Genomic DNA, 21,397 nt, shown 5'->3' with positions numbered 1-21,397 from the left:
AGCTATGAGCGCCATTGGTGCCAATAGCTCATTTTCATTTCATCATGGTATAAGGGGATAGGCTATGTTCACTGAGCTATACAGGAAAATCATATCCATGGACGGATCAATTTTAGGATTTCAACATCTGAATTCCTTTACGTTATTGCCAATCGACGAGACGGATACGCAATCCCCCTTTGCATACTTGCAGAGCACAGAAGAAGAAAGCTTGGGTTTCTTAGTTACTAACCCTTTCTCGTTTATTCCAGGCTATGAGGTTCAAGTGCGAGATAGCGAAAAAACGGTACTGGATACCACTGATCCTAAGGATGTTATTGTATTAAATATCGTTACTCTTGCCGAACACTTTGATCAATCAACAATAAATCTTCTAGCACCGCTACTCATAAATGTGCGCAACATGATGGGGCGGCAGATTGTATTGTCTCAGGACGGACATTTCCCTACCAGAGCCCCGCTATTTGGTCCCTCAACTGAGCAGGAAGCAGGTTTATCATCATGCTAATCTTATCGCGTAAGAAGGGCCAGTCTATTATCATCGATGATGAAATTGAAGTTTTTGTAATTGGGTATGAAGGGGATCAAGTAAAAATAGGTATAAATGCTCCTTCTCAAGTGAAAATTTATCGAAAAGAAGTATTGGAATCAATTCGAGAAAACAACAAACAAGCGGTTACTCCTCCCAATCAGATGCAATCTATTAAGGATCTAGCAGCACTTGCGACAGAAAAACTAAAAAAAAAGGAATAAATTTATAAATAGATCTAAAGTCGCACGAAAATTTGCCGATATATGTAAAGAGAGCTCACAAGGAAGTGGGCCGTCACACATCCAAGGAGGAATAATGAAATGATTATCAACCACAATCTTAACGCAATGAACTCGCACCGTAACTTGTTGCTGAACAACATCGCACAAGGTAAATCATCTGAGAAATTGTCTTCCGGTTTCAAAGTAAACCGTGCTGCTGATGATGCAGCAGGCCTCTCGATCTCCGAGAAAATGCGTACGCAAATCCGTTCTTTGAACCAAGCGCAAGCTAACGTTCAAGATGGTATTTCCCTCGTACAAACAGCTGAAGGCGCAATGAATGAAGTTTCCGACATGCTTTCTCGCATGAAAGAGCTGGCTGTTAAAGCAATGAACGGTACGTACAATGCTTCCGACTTACTAGCTATTGACATGGAGTTCAAAGCACTAAGCACGGCAATCGACAACATCGCGAAAAACACTACTTTTAACGGTATTACTGTATTGAATGGTTCTGCAAACATTAGCATCCAAGCAGGCGATTCCACTTCTGCTGCAAACACGGTCAAGATATCTCTGCAAGATATTCAACTTCTTTCGCTTGCAATTACAGGGCAATCACTTGGAACTGCTACAGGGGCTTCTACCACTCTTGTTAAAATCGATCAAGACATCGGTACAATCAACAAATTGCGTTCTGCCTTTGGTGCTACACAAAACCAATTGGAGCACACATTTAACAACTTGGGTGCAACAACTGAGAACCTGCAAGCTGCAGAATCCCGTATCCGTGATACAGATATTGCTAAAGAAATGATGAACTATACGAAGCTTAACATTTTGCAATCCGCTGCGACATCCATGTTGGCACAAGCCAACCAAGCGCCGCAAAGCGTACTGCAATTGCTTCGTTAATACTTGTAAAGTAAGAAAAGTCCATTTTCGTAAATGGGCTTTTTTTTACTTTTGGAGTTAATAATGAATAAATTTAATTAGCTCTAAAGTAATAGTCAAATTAAGCCGATAAATGTATAGAGAGCTCACAAGGAAGTGGGCCGTCACACATCCAAGGAGGAATAATGTAATGATTATCAACCACAATCTTAACGCAATGAACTCACACCGCAACTTGTTGCTTAACAACATCGCACAAGGTAAATCGTCCGAGAAATTGTCTTCCGGTTTCAAAGTAAACCGTGCAGCAGACGATGCAGCAGGCCTCTCGATCTCCGAGAAAATGCGTACGCAAATCCGTTCTTTGAACCAAGCGCAAGCTAACGTTCAAGATGGTATTTCCCTCGTACAAACAGCTGAAGGCGCAATGAACGAAGTTTCTGACATGCTTTCTCGTATGAAAGAGCTTGCTGTTAAAGCAATGAACGGTACGTACAATGCTTCCGACTTACTAGCTATCGACATGGAGTTCAAAGCACTAAGCACGGCAATCGACAACATCGCGAAAAACACAACCTTCAACGGTATTACTGTATTGAATGGTTCTGCAAACATCAGTATCCAAGCAGGTGATTCCACAACTGCTGCAAACACGGTTAAGATTTCTCTGCAAGATATTCAACTGAATCAGCTTCAAATTAATACTCAATCTCTCGGTACTGCTGTGGGAGCTTCCAACACTCTTGTTAAAATTGATGCAGACATCGGTACAATCAACAAATTGCGTTCTGCCTTTGGTGCTACACAAAACCAATTGGAGCACACATTTAACAACTTGGGTGCAACAACTGAGAACCTGCAAGCTGCAGAATCCCGTATCCGTGATACAGATATTGCTAAAGAAATGATGAACTATACGAAGCTTAACATTTTGCAATCCGCTGCGACATCGATGCTGGCACAAGCCAATCAAGCGCCACAAAGCGTACTGCAATTGCTTCGTTAATACTTGTAAAGTAAGAAAAGTCCATTTTCGTAAATGGGCTTTTTTTTTACTTTTGGAGTTTACAATGAATAAATTCAATTAGCTCTAAAGTAATGGCCAAATTAAGCCGATAAATTTATAGAGAGCTCACAAGGAAGTGGGCCTTCATACATCCAAGGAGGAATACAACATGATTATCAACCACAATCTTAACGCAATGAACTCGCACCGTAACTTGTTGCTAAACAACATCGCACAAGGTAAATCATCTGAGAAATTGTCTTCTGGCTTCAAAGTAAACCGTGCAGCCGACGATGCAGCAGGCCTCTCGATCTCCGAGAAAATGCGTACGCAAATCCGCTCTTTGAACCAAGCGCAAGCTAACGTTCAAGATGGTATCTCCCTCGTACAAACAGCTGAAGGCGCGATGAATGAAGTTTCTGACATGCTTTCTCGTATGAAAGAGCTTGCTGTTAAAGCGATGAACGGTACGTACAACACTTCCGATTTGGAAGCAATTGACATGGAGTTCAAAGCACTTAGCACGGCAATCGACAACATCGCTAAAAACACAACCTTCAACGGTATTACCGTATTGAATGGTACTGCTAACATCAGTATCCAAGCAGGTGATTCCACAACAGCTGCAAACACGGTTAAAATTTCTCTGCAAGATATTCAACTCACTGCGCTTTCGATTACAGGTGCATCACTAGGAACTGCTGTTGCAGCTTCCAACGCTCTAGTTAAAATTGATACAGATATCGGTACAATCAATAAATTGCGTTCTTCCTTTGGTGCTACACAAAACCAATTGGAGCACACATTTAACAACTTGGGTGCAACAACTGAGAACCTGCAAGCAGCTGAGTCCCGTATCCGTGATACAGATATAGCTAAAGAAATGATGAACTATACGAAGCTTAACATTTTGCAATCCGCTGCGACTTCCATGTTGGCACAAGCCAACCAAGCGCCGCAAAGCGTACTGCAATTGCTTCGTTAATTTCTATAAAGAACAATATAGAAAGAGTCCATTACGAAGTGATGGACTCTTTCTTATTATCGAGGTGTCAATATGAAGATTAGCGTGTGTTTAATAGTTAGGAATGAGGAAAAAAAATTACATAGAGCATTGCAAAGCATTCCAAAGAACTATGAAATTATTGTAACCGATACAGGATCCACTGATAGTACAGTTCATATTGCAAAGCAATTTAAAGCTAAAACTTATGAATATATATGGAATGACGATTTTGCATCGGCAAGGAATTATTGCGCTTCATGGGCAACCGGTGATTATATATTAGTTATAGATGCGGACGAAGTACTACCTACGAATACGGACGACCAAATTCAGCAATTCATCGGACAGTATCCAGGAGCTGCGGGTTGTGTCGTTATAAATAATATAATGAGTGGAGAAATGAAGAAGCATCGAATGGTTAGGTTGTATCCCAAAGATCCATCCTATTATTTTGAGGGTAATGTACATGAGCAAGTATATAAGGATAATAAACCAGCTGTTTTTGAGATGCTACAATTAGAATTGTTGCATGATGGATACGAGGAAGAGGATTACAAGAACAAGAAAAAAATGGACCGTTATCTCCCGATGTACGAAGCTCATTTGAAGGAAAATCCTGATGATGGTTACATGCTTTATCAGATGGGTAAGCTCTACTATTCCATGAGCGAATGGAAAATGGCAGAGCATTACTTAGGGCGAGCCTATATTCAGAAAGAATATAATCATTTACATTTTCCGGTTGTTATAGTTATGCTTGGCTATGTTCTGAAGGAACAAAATCGTGTTGAGGAAGCCAACGATTTACTAAAACCGTTTGAACCCGTTTATTTGGATTTTCCAGATTTATTTTTTCTCCTTGGTCTATTAGCTATGGATTCAGGCCATATAGAAGCAGTAGAAGGTTATTTTACACAAGCACTTGCAATTGGTGAGACGGAGAAATATACAACTGTTTATGGAGTTGGGACGTTTAAGGCTGCATATAATTTGGGTTTATATTATGAGTTCACCGGCAATTCGGATTTATCCCAGCAATGCTATCACTTTGCGGCCGAATATCAATTCGAGCCAGCCTTGGTGAGACTAAATAAAAAATAAATTACTCTTATATAATTATTGGAAAAGTACGATAAATAAGATAAGGAGAATAATTCAGGAGGTTTATTGTAGAAGGAAGTTAATTTCAACAATGTAAATAAGCCAAGCAGAGGGAGCTGAGTAAGATGGACGTTAAAGCAATATCGACAAATGTAAAAAACTTTGATCCAGCAACTAATCAACAACAGAGTGGAATTAATCAAGGCACCACATCAAAGTCGAGGAGCACTAATCCCTCGGCAATAGAGCTTCTGCACAAGGATAAATTTGAGTTAAGCGTGTCGGATTTAGCTATCCGTAATGCTATTGAAAGAGCTAATAAAGCTTTGGAAGGTAGCGAACGTCGTTTTGAATTCAGTGTTCATGAAAAGACCGGCGAAATTGTGGTTAAAGTAATTAATGAAACAAACAATGAAGTATTAAGAGAATTTCCAAATGAAAAAATTATAGATATGATGGCTAAACTTCAAGAGCTAGCAGGACTGAACATTGACGAAAAGAGGTAATTCATGATATGAACCAGCAAGCCCAGGATACATACCTTAGAATGCAGATTAACACTGCGGCAGCATGGGAGCTTACGGCATTATTGTATAACGGATGTATTAAATTTATGAAGCAAGCATTGGTGGCGATAGAAAATAAAAATTTTGAAATGAAAAATTACAATATCAAAAGAGCAACAGATATTATTAACGAGCTATCTTTTACACTCGATAGAAATTATGAGATTTCCAACGATTTGTCATCTTTATACGAGTACATTCTCACTACACTTTTTGAAGCAAATATCAAAAATAATAGCAACAAATTAAATGAATGTATTGAACTTATAACTGATCTTAGAGATACTTGGACTAAATCTATGAAGCAGTACCATGCTACGGCAAAGGTGCAATCATGAATCAGGATGGACAATCTCTTAAGCAGTTCATAATGCAGCTATCTGCAACCTCTGAACAAATATTGTCTTTGGATCTAGAGGAAGAAGATGATATATCGAGGCTTGAGGCACTACAGCTGGAGCAGGAAGTATTAAAACAACAAATAGAGAGCTTAATGCTAACCTCCGATGTAAGTCATACAGATATACAAGATTTATTACATGATGCTTATTATTCGGAAGTAAAAGTGAATCAGAAATTAACCCTATTTAAAGAGTTTATTTCAGATCACTTGTCTAAAGTACAAGAAGGCAGCCGAATGAAGAATGCCTATCATCAAGCTTACTCTCAGGCTGAAGGATATTTTGTTGATAATAAGAAATAAAGAGTCAGGCTTATGCCTGACTCTTTATTAGTTGATCAATAATAGGAATGTGGCAGTATTGATGAAACTCATTTTTATACTTTTTGATGATATTATCACGTTCAGGTGAAGCTTGGCTGTTCTTTAGATAAAGGATGTACCATGTTGCTTGGTTAGGAGTAAGTTTGATTGCTGATTGTAAATAAACTAATCCGTCATCGATATCTCCTTGATTAAGATAAAGTAGAGATAAATGATAATATCCTGTGCCACCAATCTGATCGTTCTCAATAAGAATGGAGTAATAATCGACAGCTAACTGAAGCTGATTTTGATTAAAGAAATAATCCCCAAGTAGATTAGCTACAACATAAAAGTAGGATGGATATTTTTGAATGAGCCAATCATAGCGGTCGTAGTAGCCCATTTTAAATAGATCAATAAGAAGCGTAGCAATATAATTAATATCAAATGGTGTTTCATTATCTGATTCACCCTGGTCAAATAAAGTTGCAAACATGCTCTTAAGCAGAGGTAAGCTGAAATCATTGTCATCAGACGATTCGAGCAAATGTTCACCATATTTGGGGTCCTGCCAAAGAATGGCGGCATAGAATAGAAGTTTGTTTACTTGTCCTGAGTTTGTATGATCTTTGACCTCTGGTAAAAATTGATTAAATCTTTCTTGGTCATCAAATAAGACAGCATAGTACAATTGCTGCTGAGGCTGAAGAGCCACATCATAAGTAGAACATTGTTCGTAAAAGTGCTGCGAGAGTTCTTTACTTCCAAGAAGTAGACTGACATGAAGCAGCTTTAATAAATGAACGGAGTTATCGAATTCAAATATTTTCTTTAAAAAATCTATGATGGCAGGTGTTTGCTCATTTTGGGTAAGCAAGGTTAATAGTCGGAATAGTGTTAAATGATCGTTCGGGTTGAGCTTGACGAGCTTGGTTAAATAATAAACCGTTTGCGGTATGTTCTGTAACTTTTGATATAAGTTAACAAGACTGTTTAATGGAACATGTGTGCCAAGACTTGGGGTCATGTGCCAGAACCGACCATCCGCACCAGAATAGGTTTCGGCTTTTTGAATCGCTGTTAGATAGTATTCTATGGCTTCTTCAGTCAGCCCCAGCCTTTCGTATATGGATGCCTTTAGGGAGTAATGATCAGGGTGCTGTGGCCATCTTCTGATGTTGTCGTCTATATAGCTTAAGGCATCTTTATATCGTTGTAACTCTATGTATACAAGAACAATTTGATACCGGCAGAAGGGGAAGATGGAAAGCGTCTCTGAATTTTTGGTCAAAGCTCTTTCATAGTAGTATAGTGCTTTCTTATAATCTCGAATGCTTGAATATTCATTACCTAATGTGAAGTAATCGTATTCCGAGAAATTTTTGTTAGCCTTCAAATCTTTGAAAATACCGAGATTTCGTGAGGACTTCTCCTTCTCCACTAACGTCTCTTTCAAATATCCTGTATGGAAAATGATTAAAGGATAATTCTTGATAGGAAGCTCACCATTGCGATAAACGACTTGTTCATGAATAGGTCTTTCGAAATAAATATTAGGACTGTTAGGGAATAGGCGAATAGCAAACGATTCTAAAAACTTTCCAGAATTAATCGACTCAATAATATTGTATATCGGCAATGAGTATCCGATGGGCTGAGTACAATCTGTCTTGGACAAAAATGCTCTTAGCTCCTCGTGCTGATCCTTATCCAAGTATTCATCAGCATCAAGTACTAGAATCCATTTTGCAGTGGTCCTTCGGAGAGCTTCATTCTTTGCAATAGCAAAATCATTTATCCAAACGAAATCGTACAGATGTTCTGTATATTGTTTTGCAATATCCTTAGTACCGTCGGTTGACCCTGTATCCACTATAATAATTTCATCCACTAATCCTTGCACGCTTTCTAGACATCGTGCAAGCACCTTCTCTTCATTCTTAACTATCATACAAAGCGATAATAGCTTTTCCATAGTTCCTCCTGTGATTACCTTGTTCTACTTCTACTATCGGCTAATTCAAAGCCATCTTTTACAACGGAAATTTCGGAAAATGTAGAAGACCTGGATAAGCCTTTATCAATCTCGACTTAATTTGCATTTTATGATGGGAATTAACTGTTTGTGTGAGCATCATCATATAAAGCTCAATTCGTTCTGGTAGCAGTTCAAGAGCTTTCTCGACAAACTGCAGACCTTCGTTTGTTTCTTCTTGCATAAAGTATAAGCGAGCTAAATTTTCAAAACCCTTTGCTGAAAGTGTTTCTTGCTTGAGAAGGAGCGAGTAATAATCTAGTGCCAATTCATATTGTCGATCTTCATAGAAAGCTCCGCCCAGAATATTAGCCAAATCTTCTAAATGTTCTTCATGTCTTTGAATCAATTCGTCGTATTGATTGTACTGACCTGTACGAAATAAATATAAACAAACAGAAGCAACATTGGCTGGATTGGAGTCAAATTCTGGTGATAGTAGAGCATAAAGCTCTGCTGCGTGTTGTGGCCATACGATAGCTGCACAATAAATCGAGAAGTCCCAATTTGCACTCCTCTCCTCAGACTCTTGCACAAGTGTCTGTTGAAAGAGAGACCAGTCCTCATGCAGAAGGTAGTATTTTAATTTTACTTCTAAAGGTAATTCAATGTTAAAGACACGGCAATTGTTCCAATATATTTCTGATAAAGGCTTATGTCCTAATTGAATAAAAACATCTACAATCATTGTCAATTGGCTAGATGTCGGAAGTGGGTATAAGGATTGGATGAGAGATTGTACCTGATCATACTGCTCAGGTGTAATAATTAATTTAGTTAGTTGAAGAAGTGCAGATTGATTGGTTGGATTGGCATAGCACAGCTTGGTTAGACAAAAAACGGTCTTTTGTAAGTCGAAAGAACGTGAATAAAGAACATACAGCTGCTGTAAGGGTAAAGTGCTGCCGTAATTTGGACTAATCAGATAAGTAGGGTGCTCCGATTTCTTCTCAGCAATGGCAATACAGCGTTCAAGTGAAAGAATAGCTTCCTTATCCATGCCAAGTTGAGCATACAGGTAGCCCTCCAGCCAATAAAAGTCGCAAACGCCAGTCCACCTATTTATGGCGAGCTGAATTTGTTCATAGGCTTCAGTATATTGATGAAGCTTCATTAAGCAGCTTATCCGGGCACCTTTGCAGTTAGGGAGCCATGATTTATATTGCTCAGATGGTTGGTCTGCATCCAAATAAAAGGATAGTGCTTCCTCATAGAGATCCTGAGCCATATATTCGTTACCAAGCGTAAAGGAATCGTAGGGAGTTAGCCGCCCTTGATTTCGCATTTGTTGAAAGATCTCGTCATTTCTTTTCGTTTTTTGTTTACTTTTAATTGCTTCCTCTATATATCCACTGTGATAAATAGGGATTTCCAGCTCGAATTCGGTCAAGTTACCGTTAACAAGCTTTAGCTGTTCATGAATAGGTCGGACGAACATAAGATCGGGATGTCGGGTAAATAACCGCATAGCCTTGGATTGAGAAATCTTCCCGGAATTATGAGCACCTACAAAATTATAAATGGGAAGAATGATTCCTATGGGTGCTCTATTACGATGGTTTTGTAAGAATGTTAACAGTGTTGTAAAGCTAGAAGAGTCCATGTATTCATCCGCATCTAATACAAGTATCCATTCTCCTGTAGCTCTCGCAATCGATTCATTTCGGGCTACTGAAAAGTCTTGAGTCCAGTCGAGATCAAATATTTTCGAGGTGTACTGAGCAGCAATCTTCTTTGTAGAATCGCTTGATCCAGTATCAATAATTACAATTTCATCAACGAGGCCAGTAACACTTTGTAAGCAACGTTCTAGTATCTCTTCCTCGTTACGAACGATCATGCATAGGCTTAATAGAGGATTCATGGAGTCACCTTTTATTTCCATATTTATTGGCTACATTTATACTTATGTTTTGTCGATAAATGTTATAGATAGTATAGCAGAGTTTATTGGGACTTGGAGGAGATATCGTGTTAACGAGTATCGTTATTGCGACTTATAATAAATTGGAATATACCCAGTTATGTATTGAGAGCATAAGGAAATATACAGAGCGAGGTAGTTACGAAATCATTGTTGTAGATAATCAGTCCACCGATGAGACAGTCGATTGGCTAAAAAAACAAGATGATATCAAAGCAATTTATAATAATCAGAATTTGGGGTTCCCCAAGGCTTGCAACCAAGGCATTGAGATTTCAGCTGGAGATAATATTTTGCTTCTGAATAACGATACAATTGTTACAAGTAATTGGCTAACGAATTTAATTACTGCCTTATATAGTGCATCTAATGTAGGTGCAGTTGGATCCGTAACGAATAATTGCTCTTATTTACAGACAATTCCAGTAAATTATTCGAATATGGAAGAAATGCAGGATTTTGCACATCAAATAAACCATTCTAATCCATCGAGTTGGGAAGAAAGATTAAAGCTAATTGGTTATTGCATGCTTATCCGGAAATCAGTTGTGGATCAAATAGGGCTATTGGATGAGAGATTTACGCCGGGAAATTACGAGGATGATGACTACTCGTTACGTATTAGATTGGAAGGTTACAAGCTTCTCCTGTGTAAGGACACTTTTATTCATCACTTTGGGAGTGTTTCGTTTGGTGAGGTTGAGAAAAGCTATTATGACTTATTAAATAGAAATAGAGGAAAGTTTATTAGTAAGTGGGGCTTTCATCCCGATGAAGCCCATCATTTTGAGATGGATTTTGTTTCCTCATTAGAAAAACCCAATGACTCCTATCTACGTGTATTACATATTGGAAGTGGGTTGGGTGGGACTTTACTAAGAATAAAACATGAATATCCCAACGCGGAATTATATGGTCATGAGATGAATGAGAGTATGGTACAACTTCTAAACAAATCATTAGATATTAAGTATGTTGATATAAACCCCAGTAAAGCGGATTTGTTAAATAATTATTTTGATTATATCTACATTCAAAATCCTCTAGTGATTAATATCGATTCTGTATCGAAAATGTTAAAGGAAGATGGGACACTTATTACCATGTACCCTCATCTTTTACACTACAAAGTTATTAAAGGAATGTTAACAGGCGGAATAAACAGACGAGAACTGCAAGCATTGACGTTGGTTGAAGTAGAGGAAATATTTCAAAAGACTGCATTTGGTCATGTAGAAATTGTAGGTGTTGTAGAGAAAACAATAACGGATGAGAATAAGCAATTTTTAAGCTCCTTAAACCAAATAAAAAATATGAGTATTTCGACGGTGCATGAGATTACGCATTTTTATGTGAAGGCTAAGCGATTGGACAAGACTGCCGAAATGAAATCAATGGTTAACTACATCCTGACACAAACTCATACAGAGTTTTACTTAGAAAAAATGCTAGATTATGATGAGCAAATTGTTATTAACTTAATTGAAGAGAATGGTGGCGGGCAGTTTGTTGAAATCCTCAACTTTTTAGCTGTCCAATATCTAGATCAGAATAACTTACAGCTAGCACTTGCCTACCTTAAAGCTGCTTTCGAAAAGGATCAAGGTAATTCGTCCACTTTGTTTAATCTGGGACTGACGATGTACCGTATGGAACAATTTGAGTTAGCATTGGAATGGTTTGAATTAATTCCCCAGAAAAGTCCACAAGTACTACACTGGATGGAGCAAATTCGAATGGAAATCTCCATACAGGTGTAATGAAGACAATAAATTACTTTGGAGGAATTAGGCATGGAAGTGGGTATTGGCGAACAGAGCTTAAGTCGTTTATTACTTAATGTGGATAACGATGTTAATGCGATTGAAAATGCACAGGAAGTTCTTACGAGATTAAGTAGCAATCAACAACTCTTCGAAGAAGTTATTGAAATCATAGACGATGCGTCAATTAATAATAAAAACAAAGTATGTAACACTTTAGCTGTTCTAGGTTTTGAAAATGAATATTATGATATGCCGATTCCGTTACTTCAGAAATCACTAGAATATGATAGTCGTCATAAAGAATCATTGTTAAATTTAAGTATTATTCTCGCTCAGTTTGGAGAATTGGAGCTTGCGATACAATATGCTAGCCAGATCGAGGACAAGAGTGAGGATGTGCTTGAATGGTTACATAAATTGGGCTACAACGAAAATTTGGACAGTGGCGATATTTTAAGCATAGAACAAAATGATGTGCAATTTACCGGAGAGAGGTTAGTTATTAATCAGGAAGTAAAGGAAAAATATAACGATATCCTCGAAGAGCATTTAGAGAGATATAAGCTGGCATGTCGCTTTGTGAAAGGAAAAGATGTTCTTGATGCGGCGTGCGGCGCAGGATACGGCTCCAAAATGCTTCAACAAGCTGGGGCTAGATTAGTATTTGGAGTCGATATTTCAGAAGAGAGCTTACAGAGCGCAAAAAAGACTTATGGTTCTAATAATGTTGATTTTGCCTACGGGGATGTAAATAGTCTTAAATTCGAAAATGAGAGCTTCGATATCGTTGTGTCATTCGAGACAGTTGAACATATCGAAAACGGTGCGAATTGGATTAAAGAATCTGCTAGAGTATTAAAAGAGGATGGAATATTTTTAGTCTCTACTCCTAATCGTACAATTACAAATCCAGGCCTTTATTTTGTGGAGCAACCGCTTAATACCCACCATAAATATGAATATACGGTTACCGAGTTTGTAGGTGAGTTGACTAAAGAATATGATGTGCTAGAGCTATATGGACAGACATTCACTAGCGATCATGATTTATATTACACTCAAGTTATGAGAGAAGCCCGTTATCTGGACACTCAATTCGTGCCAGTACAACAATACCAAGCTAAAAAATATGAATTGGTTTCATTAAGTGAAGTGAAAGACGCCCAACCCCTGTATGTAGTAGCTGTTTGTAGAAAGAAGCGTAAAACGACTCAAGTGCCTGTAGAACAGCCACAGAGGGATTCTAGAAATACTGAACATACTTCTGCCCCCCCCGTAGTTAATAAGGAAAATCTAGGCTTGCAAGCATCATCCTTTTTTAATTTTGGGGCTAGTTCTATTATACAATTGGGTGCTGAAATAGTACGCCCTGAAGTAATATCTATTGGCGACCACGTTACTATCAGGCCAGATGCATGGCTTAATATAGCAGTGAATAACTTCTATGGAGAACCCCAAATAGTAATCGACGATGGCTGCGAAATTGGTAAGCATTTCACGGTTTCTGTTTCAAATAGGGCAGTTATTGAAAAAAACGTAATTATTGGACCCAATGTCTATATTTCAGACTGCGGACATGCATATGAAAACATAGCATTACCTATTATGTTTCAGGGAGTTACTTCGACTACAAATGAGGTTATTGTTGGAGAAGGTACATGGATAGGAATTAATAGTGTAATAGTAGGGAACGTGCGAATTGGCAAGGGTTGTGTTATAGCTGCTAATTCCTTCGTGAATAAAGATGTCCCGGATTTTAGCGTAGTAGCCGGAAACCCTGCCCAAATTATTAAAATGTTCGATACTACTTCTTTAAGTTGGGTGAGAGTTCGAGGTAACGAAGAAATCGAAGAAGTCTTACTTAATCGTAAGGAACATCCGCTGATATCCATTTGTATCCCTACCTATAACAGAGCAAATGATTTAGACCGCTGCTTGGAATCAATCTTTAACCAAATAGGTCATCACTCTTTGTATGAAGTCTTTATCTCAAATAATGACTCTCCTGACCACACTGAGGAAGTTGTAATGAAATACCAAAATAAATATGGGAATATCACCTATAACAAAAACAGTGAAAATATTGGTGCAGAAAGAAATATTGTATTAACGATGGAAAGATCAAAAGGGAAGTATATGATTCTCCATGGAGATGACGACTTTTTCAATCCTGGCATCTTAAACAAAATACTTCAAGCTATTATGAATCAAAAAGATTGTGGGTTATATTTCATTAATGTGTTTAATGACGATAAAGAAATAAATATATTTGAAGGAATGGATCAATTTCTACGTGAAACCTCGATCTATTCTTCATTTATTTCTTCAATAATTATTCCAAGAAAAGAATTTGAAAAGTTAGCAGAACCTACGAAGTATATTGGTTCGTCATTTAATCACATATACATGCAATATAGTATATTGGAGAATAACTCTAAGTTTTGTATTATTAACGATGTATCGTTTTCCTATGCAGGTAATGAACCATTTGAATATAATTTTGGAGACGTGTTTATAAAGAGTTATCTAGATATTGTTAGTTATTTTAAAGATAGAGGGTTATCAGAACAGCTTATTCAAGATGATAAGAAGAAGGTATTGTTCGAGTTTTTACTTCCAAGGTTCAAGAACTTTCATGATAAGGGAATGAGGGAGTTTGTCTCCGATTTCGACAGTTATTTCACTGAGTATTATAAAGATGAGCCATATTATGAGCAAACATATAACTTTATTTTACAAACTCAAGGAAAACTCCAGATTGATGCTTAAAGGGGGGGAAACATGAAGGCAGTTATTTTATGTGGTGGTAAGGGAACTCGCATGAGGGAAGAAACGGAATATCGGCCCAAACCTCTTGTAAATATCGGAGGAAGGCCAATCATTTGGCATATTATGAAAACATTTTCCCATTTTGGAATTACGGATTTTGTATTATGTGTAGGTTATAAAGGAGAAATGATAAAACAGTACTTCATGGAGATGTACTGGCGAAACAACGATTTTACAATTCATTTCGGACACCCGTCTAAGGTATCTTATCATACGGAGACACCAGAGAACTGGAATGTGACGATCGTTGATACGGGCTTAGAAACTATGACCGCTGGTCGATTAAAAAAAGTGATGAACTACATAGATGGAGAAGATTTTCTCTTTACTTATGGAGACGGACTTAGTGATGTGAATATTAAACAATTGATAGCCTTCCATCAAGAAAAGCAACATGTCGCAACACTTACAGGGGTTTTTCCATTGTCGCCATTCGGATTGTTAGAGGTTGATAATCATACCGTTCATTCATTTCGAGAAAAACCTGTAATTAATGACATGATCAACGGTGGATATATGGTATTGAATCGTAAGGTTTTTGATTACTTTCCAATTCAAGATTGTTATTTTGAGCAAGAACCATTAATGAAGCTTGCTCAAGAGAGACAATTAGCAGTTTTTGAGCATCGAGGGTTTTGGACTTCGATTGATACATTTAAAGATATTGAGAAGGTGAACCAGATGTGGGAATCAGGGAATCACCCTTGGAGAGTTTGGGGAAATTAAAGTAGGGGCTTCTTTTAATTCACAGCTTGATAGACAATGTTTTATTGTAAAGATAAGATCAAACAGTGTGAATAGGTACTCAAATTAACTCTTGCTAATAGAAGGAGCTTCTAAAATAATATGCAAAATCCTAGACAAAAAATGGCTGCGATTCCTCAGCATCATTCATCCAAAGATAAACTTGCGGTTCAATTAATTGAAGAAACATTTCTCTCATCACAGACTTCACTAGTTAATAAGCTAGAGGCATTTCCTCGGTTCGCTACAAAGCGAAGTACTGCTCGCTTTCTAGCCCGGTATGAGATATATAAAGAATTGGTCTCTGTAAATGGGAGTATCGTAGAGTGTGGCGTTTTCAATGGTGCTGGGCTCTTTTCGTGGGCTCAGTTTGCAAACATTTTTGAGCCATCAAACTATACACGCAAAATTATTGGGTTTGATACTTTTGCTGGTTTCCCGAACCTCTCCGAACAGGATTCTGAACCTAATAGTACTTATGCAGTAGGGGATCTTCAGGGAGATACTGTAGAACAACTTCAAGCATCTATCGCTAAGTATAATGCAGAACGCCACCTATCCCATATTCCCAATGTTGAGCTTGTGGCTGGAGATTTCCTTGAAACTGCTGAAGGGTACCTTGAGGCTAATCCACACCTTTTGATAGCAATGTTGTATCTTGATTTTGATCTCTACGAACCAACGAAAAAGGCACTGGAGCTATTCCTCCCTCGAATGCCTAAGGGAGCAATTATTTGTTTTGATGAGCTAAATTGTGCTACTTTTCCAGGAGAGACAACTGCTATGTTGGAAATGTTGCCAATTCGGAGCTCAGAGCTCCGTCGTTTCCCGTTTGACCCATGGATTTCCTACTTACGGCTATAGTTAATCCCATATCACATATATTTGAGCCGCGCACGCGGCTCTTTTTTATGGGATGGTCTGAAGGTGAACTAAACTAAACAATTTTCGATTGTGCTATAATATCAACCTTCCTATTTGGCCGATATATAAGAAGGGTTGAACTAAAAGTAGATATTGTACGTTAAAAAGTATCTGGAAGACTAAATGGAAGAGTGGGAAAGCACCATGGGAGATATGGGAGTAATCGATCGTCAATTCTGGAAGGGAAGAAGAGTTTTCCTTACCGGACATACCGGTTTCAAAGGGTCGTGGTTGTCTCTATGGCTACATCAATTAGGCGCAGAGGTAACAGGGTTTTCGCTTGAAGCTCCAACATCCCCCTCCATGTTTCACGTTTGTTCCGTAAATAATTACGTCCATTCCGTCTATGCTGATATAAGAGACCCCAAGCGGTTAATCGAAGCAATGATAGATGCCCGGGCAGAAGTTGTTATTCATATGGCGGCACAACCTCTTTTAAGAGAATCGTACCGTAATCCAATTGAGACATACTCAACGAATGTAATGGGCACGGTTCATCTTTTTGAAGCTGCGAGGGCTTGTGGGAGCGTTAAAGCTATCGTGAATGTTACTACTGACAAATGCTACGAGAATAAGGAATGGGACTGGCCATATCGAGAAAATGACGCATTGGGCGGCTATGATCCCTATTCCAGCAGCAAAGCATGTTCAGAGCTTATCACGTCTGCCTTTAGGAGTTCATTCTTTAATCCATCTGGATATACCGAACATGGTGTGGCTGTTGCTTCCGCACGAGCAGGCAATGTAATTGGAGGCGGTGATTGGGCGCAGGATCGATTGATTCCGGATGCTTTAAAGGCATTTCAAGAGCAACGTCCGGTTTCTATCCGAAACCCAAACGCAATCAGACCTTGGCAGCATGTATTAGAGCCTTTGAGCGGGTATCTTATTTTGGCTCAGCGCTTGTATTTATCAGGCACGACGTATGGAGAAGGCTGGAACTTCGGTCCCGAAGAAACAGATGCAAAGTCGGTTCAATGGATTGTTTCTAAGCTTTGTGAAAAATGGGGCAATGGCGCGGCGTTCGAAATTGTTGCTGATAGTGAAAAATTGCATGAAGCAAATTACTTAAAACTGGATTGCTCGAAATCAAAGCGAAGATTGGGATGGATTCCTCAATGGACTCTAGAAGAGGCGATAGATAAAATATGTGACTGGTCCAATGCCTACGCCAACTCGGAAGATTTAGTAAAATTATCATTCGGCCAGATTGAAGAATATCAGCAAAGAATGGATAAGGGGGCAATGCAGTGACGGCAGTCAGGATTACGGAAAGGCAAGATTGCCGAGTCTGTGGTAGCACATCTCTAAATAGATGGGTACATTTGGCGCAAATGCCGCTAACAGATGATTTACGGACCGAGATACAAGATCATAATCTTTTTCTCGCTGATATTGATGTGTACGTTTGCGAATCATGCGGTGTGTCCCAAACGGTGAAGGTTATAGACTTGAATGAGTACTACAAGGATTATGCCTACACAGTTGCTTCTTCGGGATTTGCAAATCGATTTATGGAGAGGCTGGCTGAAAGCCTATTTCAGAAGTACGAATTATCCTCAAACTGTACCGTTCTTGAAGTAGGTTCGGGTGACGGAAAGCAATTGACTTATTTTCAAAAGTTAGGTGCAGATGTATTTGGGTTTGAACCATCTAGCGAATTATGCAGAAGAAGTGAAGAGATCGGAGTGCCTGTGTTTCAAGGCTTGTTTTCTAAAGATTCAATCAGGGATGTTCCGACCAAATACAGAAATGCAGATGTGTTGCTACTGACATACACTTTCGATCATATCCCAGAACCCACCTACTTCCTTGAAGCAGCTAAACAGATGGTCAATCCGGAAACCGGTTTGTTGGTCATTGAGGTACACGATCTCGAGAAGATAGTAGAACGTCGGGAGTATTGCTTATTCGAGCATGAACACTTCGTATACTTAACCTCGGATACGATGGGGGAAGCGTTAAAGCGAAACGGTTTTGAATTGTTATCTACCGAATTGCTTCCTGAATCGGAACGTCGGGGTAATTCACTATTAATTGTCGCCACGCCAAGTGAATCGAAAAACGTTGAGCGGTTTAAAGAGCCTATTAAGAGCAGCAAATTGATTTCATTTGATACTTTTAATGAGGATATGGTAGCAGGAATTAGGAGGCTTGACGATTTCATAGAAAAACAAATCAGCGAGGGGAAAAAAGTAGCTGGTTATGGTGCTGGTGGTCGGGGCGTTATGACGATGGCGGCGATGCAATCCGCTCATAAGCTGTCTTATGTATGCGACAACAACACAAGTTTCCATGGGTTCCTTACGCCCAAATCAAATGTAATAGTAAAGCCGCCAAAATATTTGGAAGAAAACCCAGTAGATATTCTCCTTGTATTCAGCTTTGGGTATCTGCAAGAAATTAAAGAAGCTGTCTCTGCTTTCAATAACGCACCGAAAGAAGTAATATCCATGCTGGAGGTACTATGAGTTCTTCAAGAGTGGTTGTGACAGGTGGAACAGGATTCATCGGTTCAAAGCTTTGTGAGGAGTTATTGAGCAGGGGAGTAACTGTATACGCCGTCGTTCGGTCAAATTCTTCTCAGCGTACCCGGTTGCTTAATCATTCAGGATTAATTATTGTCGAGGGTGATCTTAACAACGTTATTCAATGGAGTACCGAGCTAAAGAGGGTACAAGGTGGGTTTGACGTCTTTTATCATTTGGCTTGGGAAGGTGTCGGTAATAAATATCGCAATGATCAAATCCAGATTAACAACTTGAACTCACTTCTGGAAACGATCAAGCTGGCTAAGGAATTGGGCTGTAGCCAATGGATTGGAACAGGCTCGCAAGCCGAGTACGGCCCATTAAATGAGATTATCCAAGAAGAGGCCCCCAATAAACCTACCACTTTGTATGGTGCAACCAAGGTGGCGGGAGGGAATATGTCGGCGATTTTGGGCAGGGAACTGGGTATTCCGTGTCAATGGGTTCGGATATTCAGTACTTACGGCCCTGGGGACAGCGGCGGTTGGATGCTAATAGACGTTATTGGGCAATTGCTTGACGGAGTTACTCCTAAGCTTACGCTAGGGGAACAGTTATGGGACTACCTGCATGTTCAAGATGCTGCAGAAGCCCTTATTGCCCTTGCAGAATCAGCCCCAGTGGACTCCAATACATATAATTTAGGATCAGGAAGTAGCCAGACCATCCGAGCTATCGTTGAGACGGTCAGGGATATTATTGATCCGGACATTCCCTTATGTTTTGGAGACATTCCCTATAGACCTGATCAAGTTATGCACTTGGAAGCGAATGTCGACAAGCTTAGGGAACAAACGGGTTGGAAACCTAAGATTGATCTTAAGAACGGGTTGAACCAAACCGTTGAATATATTCGCAATAGTAGACTAGCTCAAAGTTAGGGGGGATCGATGATGCAGCAAACTAATATCAAGAAATCGATCGTCTACATGACGCATTATTCTAAATCCTCCCACGTAGGAACTTCACTTTCTATAGCAGACATCCTCTACACCCTTTATTTTAAAGTATTAAACGTAGACCCTTTTAATCCCGAATGCCCCGAAAGGGATAAGTTTATACTAAGCAAGGGCCATGGGAGTGCAGCGCTTTATGCGACGTTAGCCGAGAGAGGGTTCTTTCCGAAGGATTTTCTTGATCGGTATTATGTGAATGGCGGATTACTCCCAGGACATTTAGACAAGTTTGCTGCTCCGGGGATAGAACTTTCCACCGGATCTTTGGGTCACGGGCTTTCTGTCGGAGTGGGCATGTCTATCGCCAACGGTTCATCGGGAAATCCAGGACAGGTATATGTGCTACTGGGAGATGGTGAATGTAATGAGGGCTCTGTGTGGGAGGCTGTCATGCTATCAGCTACTTTAAGATTGTCTAATATTACTGCGATCATTGATTATAATCGTCTTCAAGGGTTCGGAGAAACAAATGAAGTCATTAATCAAGAAAATATGGCTGCTAGGTGGACCGCCTTTGGTTGGAATGCTTTTGAAGTCAATGGTCACGATACGGTTGAGCTTGAACGAGTTTTTAGAATCAAATCAGACAGGCCTAAGGTTGTTATCGCCCATACCGTTAAAGGTAAGGGAGTTTCTTATATGGAAAACAGGTTAGAGTGGCATTACAAATCACCTAATGAGGAACAATATAAGCAGGCTATTGCGGAATTGGATGGCTTATTATGAGAACAACGTTCATCAATACTCTATTAGAGTTGGCGAGGATGGATGATAGAGTATTTGTCATTACGCCAGACTTAGGATTTTCGGTGTTGGAGAAATTCAGAGAAGAGTTCCCGAATCGGTTTCTTAATGTTGGGATTGCCGAGCAGAATGCCGTTGGAGTAGCAGCGGGGTTGGCTATGTCGGGCAAGGTTGTTTATGTGTACAGCATCATTCCATTTGTTACAATGCGTTGCTTTGAACAAATCAGGGTGGATGTTGCTTATATGAACACGAATGTAAGGTTGGTTGGAGTAGGTGCTGGTCTTTCTTATGGTCCGCAAGGAGCAACTCATCATTCCTTAGAAGATATAGCTATCATGCGTGCACTTCCTAATATGACGGTATGTTGTCCGGGAGATCCTATAGAAGTAAAAGAGATTGTAACTCAAAGTCTTGATTACGAAGGACCCATGTATATCAGACTTGGGAAGAATGGTGAGCCGGTTATCCATGATGAGGGTACGACCTTTCGAATCGGTCAAGCCATTGAAGTGACTCAAGGTAACGATGCTTACCTTATATCGACAAGTAATACTTTAGAACTTGCGGATAGCTGGGTAAAGAGAATGGCAAACCAAGGTGTTTCAGTGGGATTGATTAGCGTACCAACAGTAAAGCCGCTGGACAGAGAAAAGATTGTAAGAATCCTATTAAAAGGTAAACCTGTTTCGACGTTGGAGGAACATAGCATTTCGGGTGGATTAGGAACGGCAGTGGCAGAAGTGATTGCAGAAAGCGGTCAAGCGGTGAAGTTTAAGAGATTCGCTCTACCTGATGAGTATTGCCACTTTGTGGGGGACCAACATTATCTTCGTGATAAGTTAGGTTTGACTTTTGAGTCATTTGAACAGTTCATAGAAACTTCAATAGATAAATAAAATTTGGTCGGAG

At 39.3% G+C, this 21,397-nt stretch carries 20 protein-coding genes; 18 read left to right on the top strand and 2 right to left on the bottom strand.

Annotated elements, in window-relative coordinates; all coding sequences use genetic code 11:
- Positions 1–97 precede the first annotated feature (97 nt).
- The 9 genes from fliW to KCTCHS21_RS27465 all read left to right on the top strand — a co-directional run bounded on the left by fliW (position 98) and on the right by KCTCHS21_RS27465 (position 6,029).
- Positions 98–508 carry a flagellar assembly protein FliW gene (gene fliW, locus KCTCHS21_RS27505; protein ID WP_157994136.1) on the top strand — a complete coding sequence of 137 codons (411 nt, stop codon included), beginning with the start codon at positions 98–100 and terminating at the stop codon, positions 506–508.
- A complete protein-coding gene (gene csrA, locus KCTCHS21_RS27500) occupies positions 502–753 on the top strand; it encodes a carbon storage regulator CsrA (RefSeq protein WP_130615399.1) in 252 nt (83 codons plus the stop codon). The genes fliW and csrA overlap by 7 nt, the downstream gene beginning before the upstream one ends.
- 99 nt (positions 754–852) lie before the next feature.
- The gene (locus KCTCHS21_RS27495) at positions 853–1,668 is read left to right on the top strand and encodes a flagellin N-terminal helical domain-containing protein (RefSeq protein WP_130615397.1); all 816 of its coding nucleotides are present in this window, start codon (positions 853–855) and stop codon (positions 1,666–1,668) included.
- A gap of 169 nt (positions 1,669–1,837) precedes the next feature.
- Positions 1,838–2,653, top strand: coding sequence for a flagellin N-terminal helical domain-containing protein (locus tag KCTCHS21_RS27490; protein ID WP_130615395.1), 816 nt, complete (start codon positions 1,838–1,840; stop codon positions 2,651–2,653).
- 169 nt (positions 2,654–2,822) lie between these two features.
- On the top strand, positions 2,823–3,638 hold the full coding sequence (locus tag KCTCHS21_RS27485; RefSeq protein WP_130615393.1) for a flagellin N-terminal helical domain-containing protein: 816 nt from the start codon (positions 2,823–2,825) through the stop codon (positions 3,636–3,638).
- A gap of 72 nt (positions 3,639–3,710) precedes the next feature.
- Positions 3,711–4,760: a glycosyltransferase family 2 protein gene (locus KCTCHS21_RS27480; RefSeq protein ID WP_130615391.1), complete on the top strand. Its 1,050-nt coding sequence runs from the start codon at positions 3,711–3,713 to the stop codon at positions 4,758–4,760.
- Between the two features lie 125 nt (positions 4,761–4,885).
- The gene (locus KCTCHS21_RS27475; protein WP_130615389.1) at positions 4,886–5,266 is read left to right on the top strand and encodes a flagellar protein FlaG; all 381 of its coding nucleotides are present in this window, start codon (positions 4,886–4,888) and stop codon (positions 5,264–5,266) included.
- Positions 5,267–5,274: 8 nt separating this feature from the next.
- Positions 5,275–5,664, top strand: a complete 390-nt coding sequence (fliS, locus tag KCTCHS21_RS27470) for a flagellar export chaperone FliS (RefSeq protein ID WP_130615387.1) — start codon at positions 5,275–5,277, stop codon at positions 5,662–5,664.
- On the top strand, positions 5,661–6,029 hold the full coding sequence (locus KCTCHS21_RS27465) for a hypothetical protein (RefSeq protein WP_130615385.1): 369 nt from the start codon (positions 5,661–5,663) through the stop codon (positions 6,027–6,029). The genes fliS and KCTCHS21_RS27465 overlap by 4 nt, the downstream gene beginning before the upstream one ends.
- 10 nt (positions 6,030–6,039) lie before the next feature.
- Here the strand turns inward: KCTCHS21_RS27465 and KCTCHS21_RS27460 are convergent, their stop codons facing one another.
- Positions 6,040–8,007, bottom strand: coding sequence for a glycosyltransferase (locus KCTCHS21_RS27460; RefSeq protein WP_130615383.1), 1,968 nt, complete (start codon positions 8,005–8,007; stop codon positions 6,040–6,042).
- A gap of 58 nt (positions 8,008–8,065) precedes the next feature.
- Positions 8,066–9,907, bottom strand: a complete 1,842-nt coding sequence (locus tag KCTCHS21_RS27455) for a glycosyltransferase family 2 protein (RefSeq protein WP_162309393.1) — start codon at positions 9,905–9,907, stop codon at positions 8,066–8,068.
- 131 nt (positions 9,908–10,038) lie between these two features.
- On the opposite strand from KCTCHS21_RS27455, the gene KCTCHS21_RS27450 reads away from it, so the two are divergent.
- From KCTCHS21_RS27450 to KCTCHS21_RS27410, 9 genes are all read left to right on the top strand, one after another.
- Positions 10,039–11,751 (top strand): glycosyltransferase, encoded by a 1,713-nt coding sequence (locus tag KCTCHS21_RS27450; protein WP_157994134.1) that lies wholly within the window; start codon positions 10,039–10,041, stop codon positions 11,749–11,751.
- Positions 11,752–11,784: 33 nt separating this feature from the next.
- Positions 11,785–14,526 (top strand): glycosyltransferase, encoded by a 2,742-nt coding sequence (locus KCTCHS21_RS27445; RefSeq protein ID WP_130615377.1) that lies wholly within the window; start codon positions 11,785–11,787, stop codon positions 14,524–14,526.
- A gap of 12 nt (positions 14,527–14,538) precedes the next feature.
- Complete coding sequence (gene rfbF / locus KCTCHS21_RS27440; RefSeq protein ID WP_130615375.1) at positions 14,539–15,312, top strand: glucose-1-phosphate cytidylyltransferase; 774 nt, start codon at positions 14,539–14,541, stop codon at positions 15,310–15,312.
- 120 nt (positions 15,313–15,432) lie between these two features.
- Positions 15,433–16,194, top strand: coding sequence for a class I SAM-dependent methyltransferase (locus tag KCTCHS21_RS27435; protein ID WP_130615373.1), 762 nt, complete (start codon positions 15,433–15,435; stop codon positions 16,192–16,194).
- A 183-nt stretch (positions 16,195–16,377) separates the two neighbouring features.
- Complete coding sequence (gene rfbG / locus KCTCHS21_RS27430) at positions 16,378–17,508, top strand: CDP-glucose 4,6-dehydratase (RefSeq protein ID WP_232057981.1); 1,131 nt, start codon at positions 16,378–16,380, stop codon at positions 17,506–17,508.
- On the top strand, positions 17,505–18,725 hold the full coding sequence (locus KCTCHS21_RS27425) for a class I SAM-dependent methyltransferase (RefSeq protein ID WP_130615371.1): 1,221 nt from the start codon (positions 17,505–17,507) through the stop codon (positions 18,723–18,725). The genes rfbG and KCTCHS21_RS27425 overlap by 4 nt, the downstream gene beginning before the upstream one ends.
- Positions 18,722–19,666 (top strand): NAD-dependent epimerase/dehydratase family protein, encoded by a 945-nt coding sequence (locus KCTCHS21_RS27420; RefSeq protein WP_130615369.1) that lies wholly within the window; start codon positions 18,722–18,724, stop codon positions 19,664–19,666. The genes KCTCHS21_RS27425 and KCTCHS21_RS27420 overlap by 4 nt, the downstream gene beginning before the upstream one ends.
- 9 nt (positions 19,667–19,675) lie before the next feature.
- A complete protein-coding gene (locus tag KCTCHS21_RS27415; protein ID WP_130615367.1) occupies positions 19,676–20,467 on the top strand; it encodes a transketolase in 792 nt (263 codons plus the stop codon).
- Positions 20,464–21,384, top strand: a complete 921-nt coding sequence (locus KCTCHS21_RS27410; protein ID WP_130615364.1) for a transketolase family protein — start codon at positions 20,464–20,466, stop codon at positions 21,382–21,384. Before KCTCHS21_RS27415 ends, KCTCHS21_RS27410 begins: the two co-directional genes overlap by 4 nt.
- Positions 21,385–21,397 lie beyond the last annotated feature (13 nt).

This window comes from Cohnella abietis, from assembly GCF_004295585.1.
GTDB classification, from domain to species: Bacteria; Bacillota; Bacilli; order Paenibacillales; family Paenibacillaceae; genus Cohnella; species Cohnella abietis.
The sequence above is the reverse complement of the archived record's forward strand: the minus strand, read 5'-3'. Positions and strand labels throughout refer to the sequence as shown.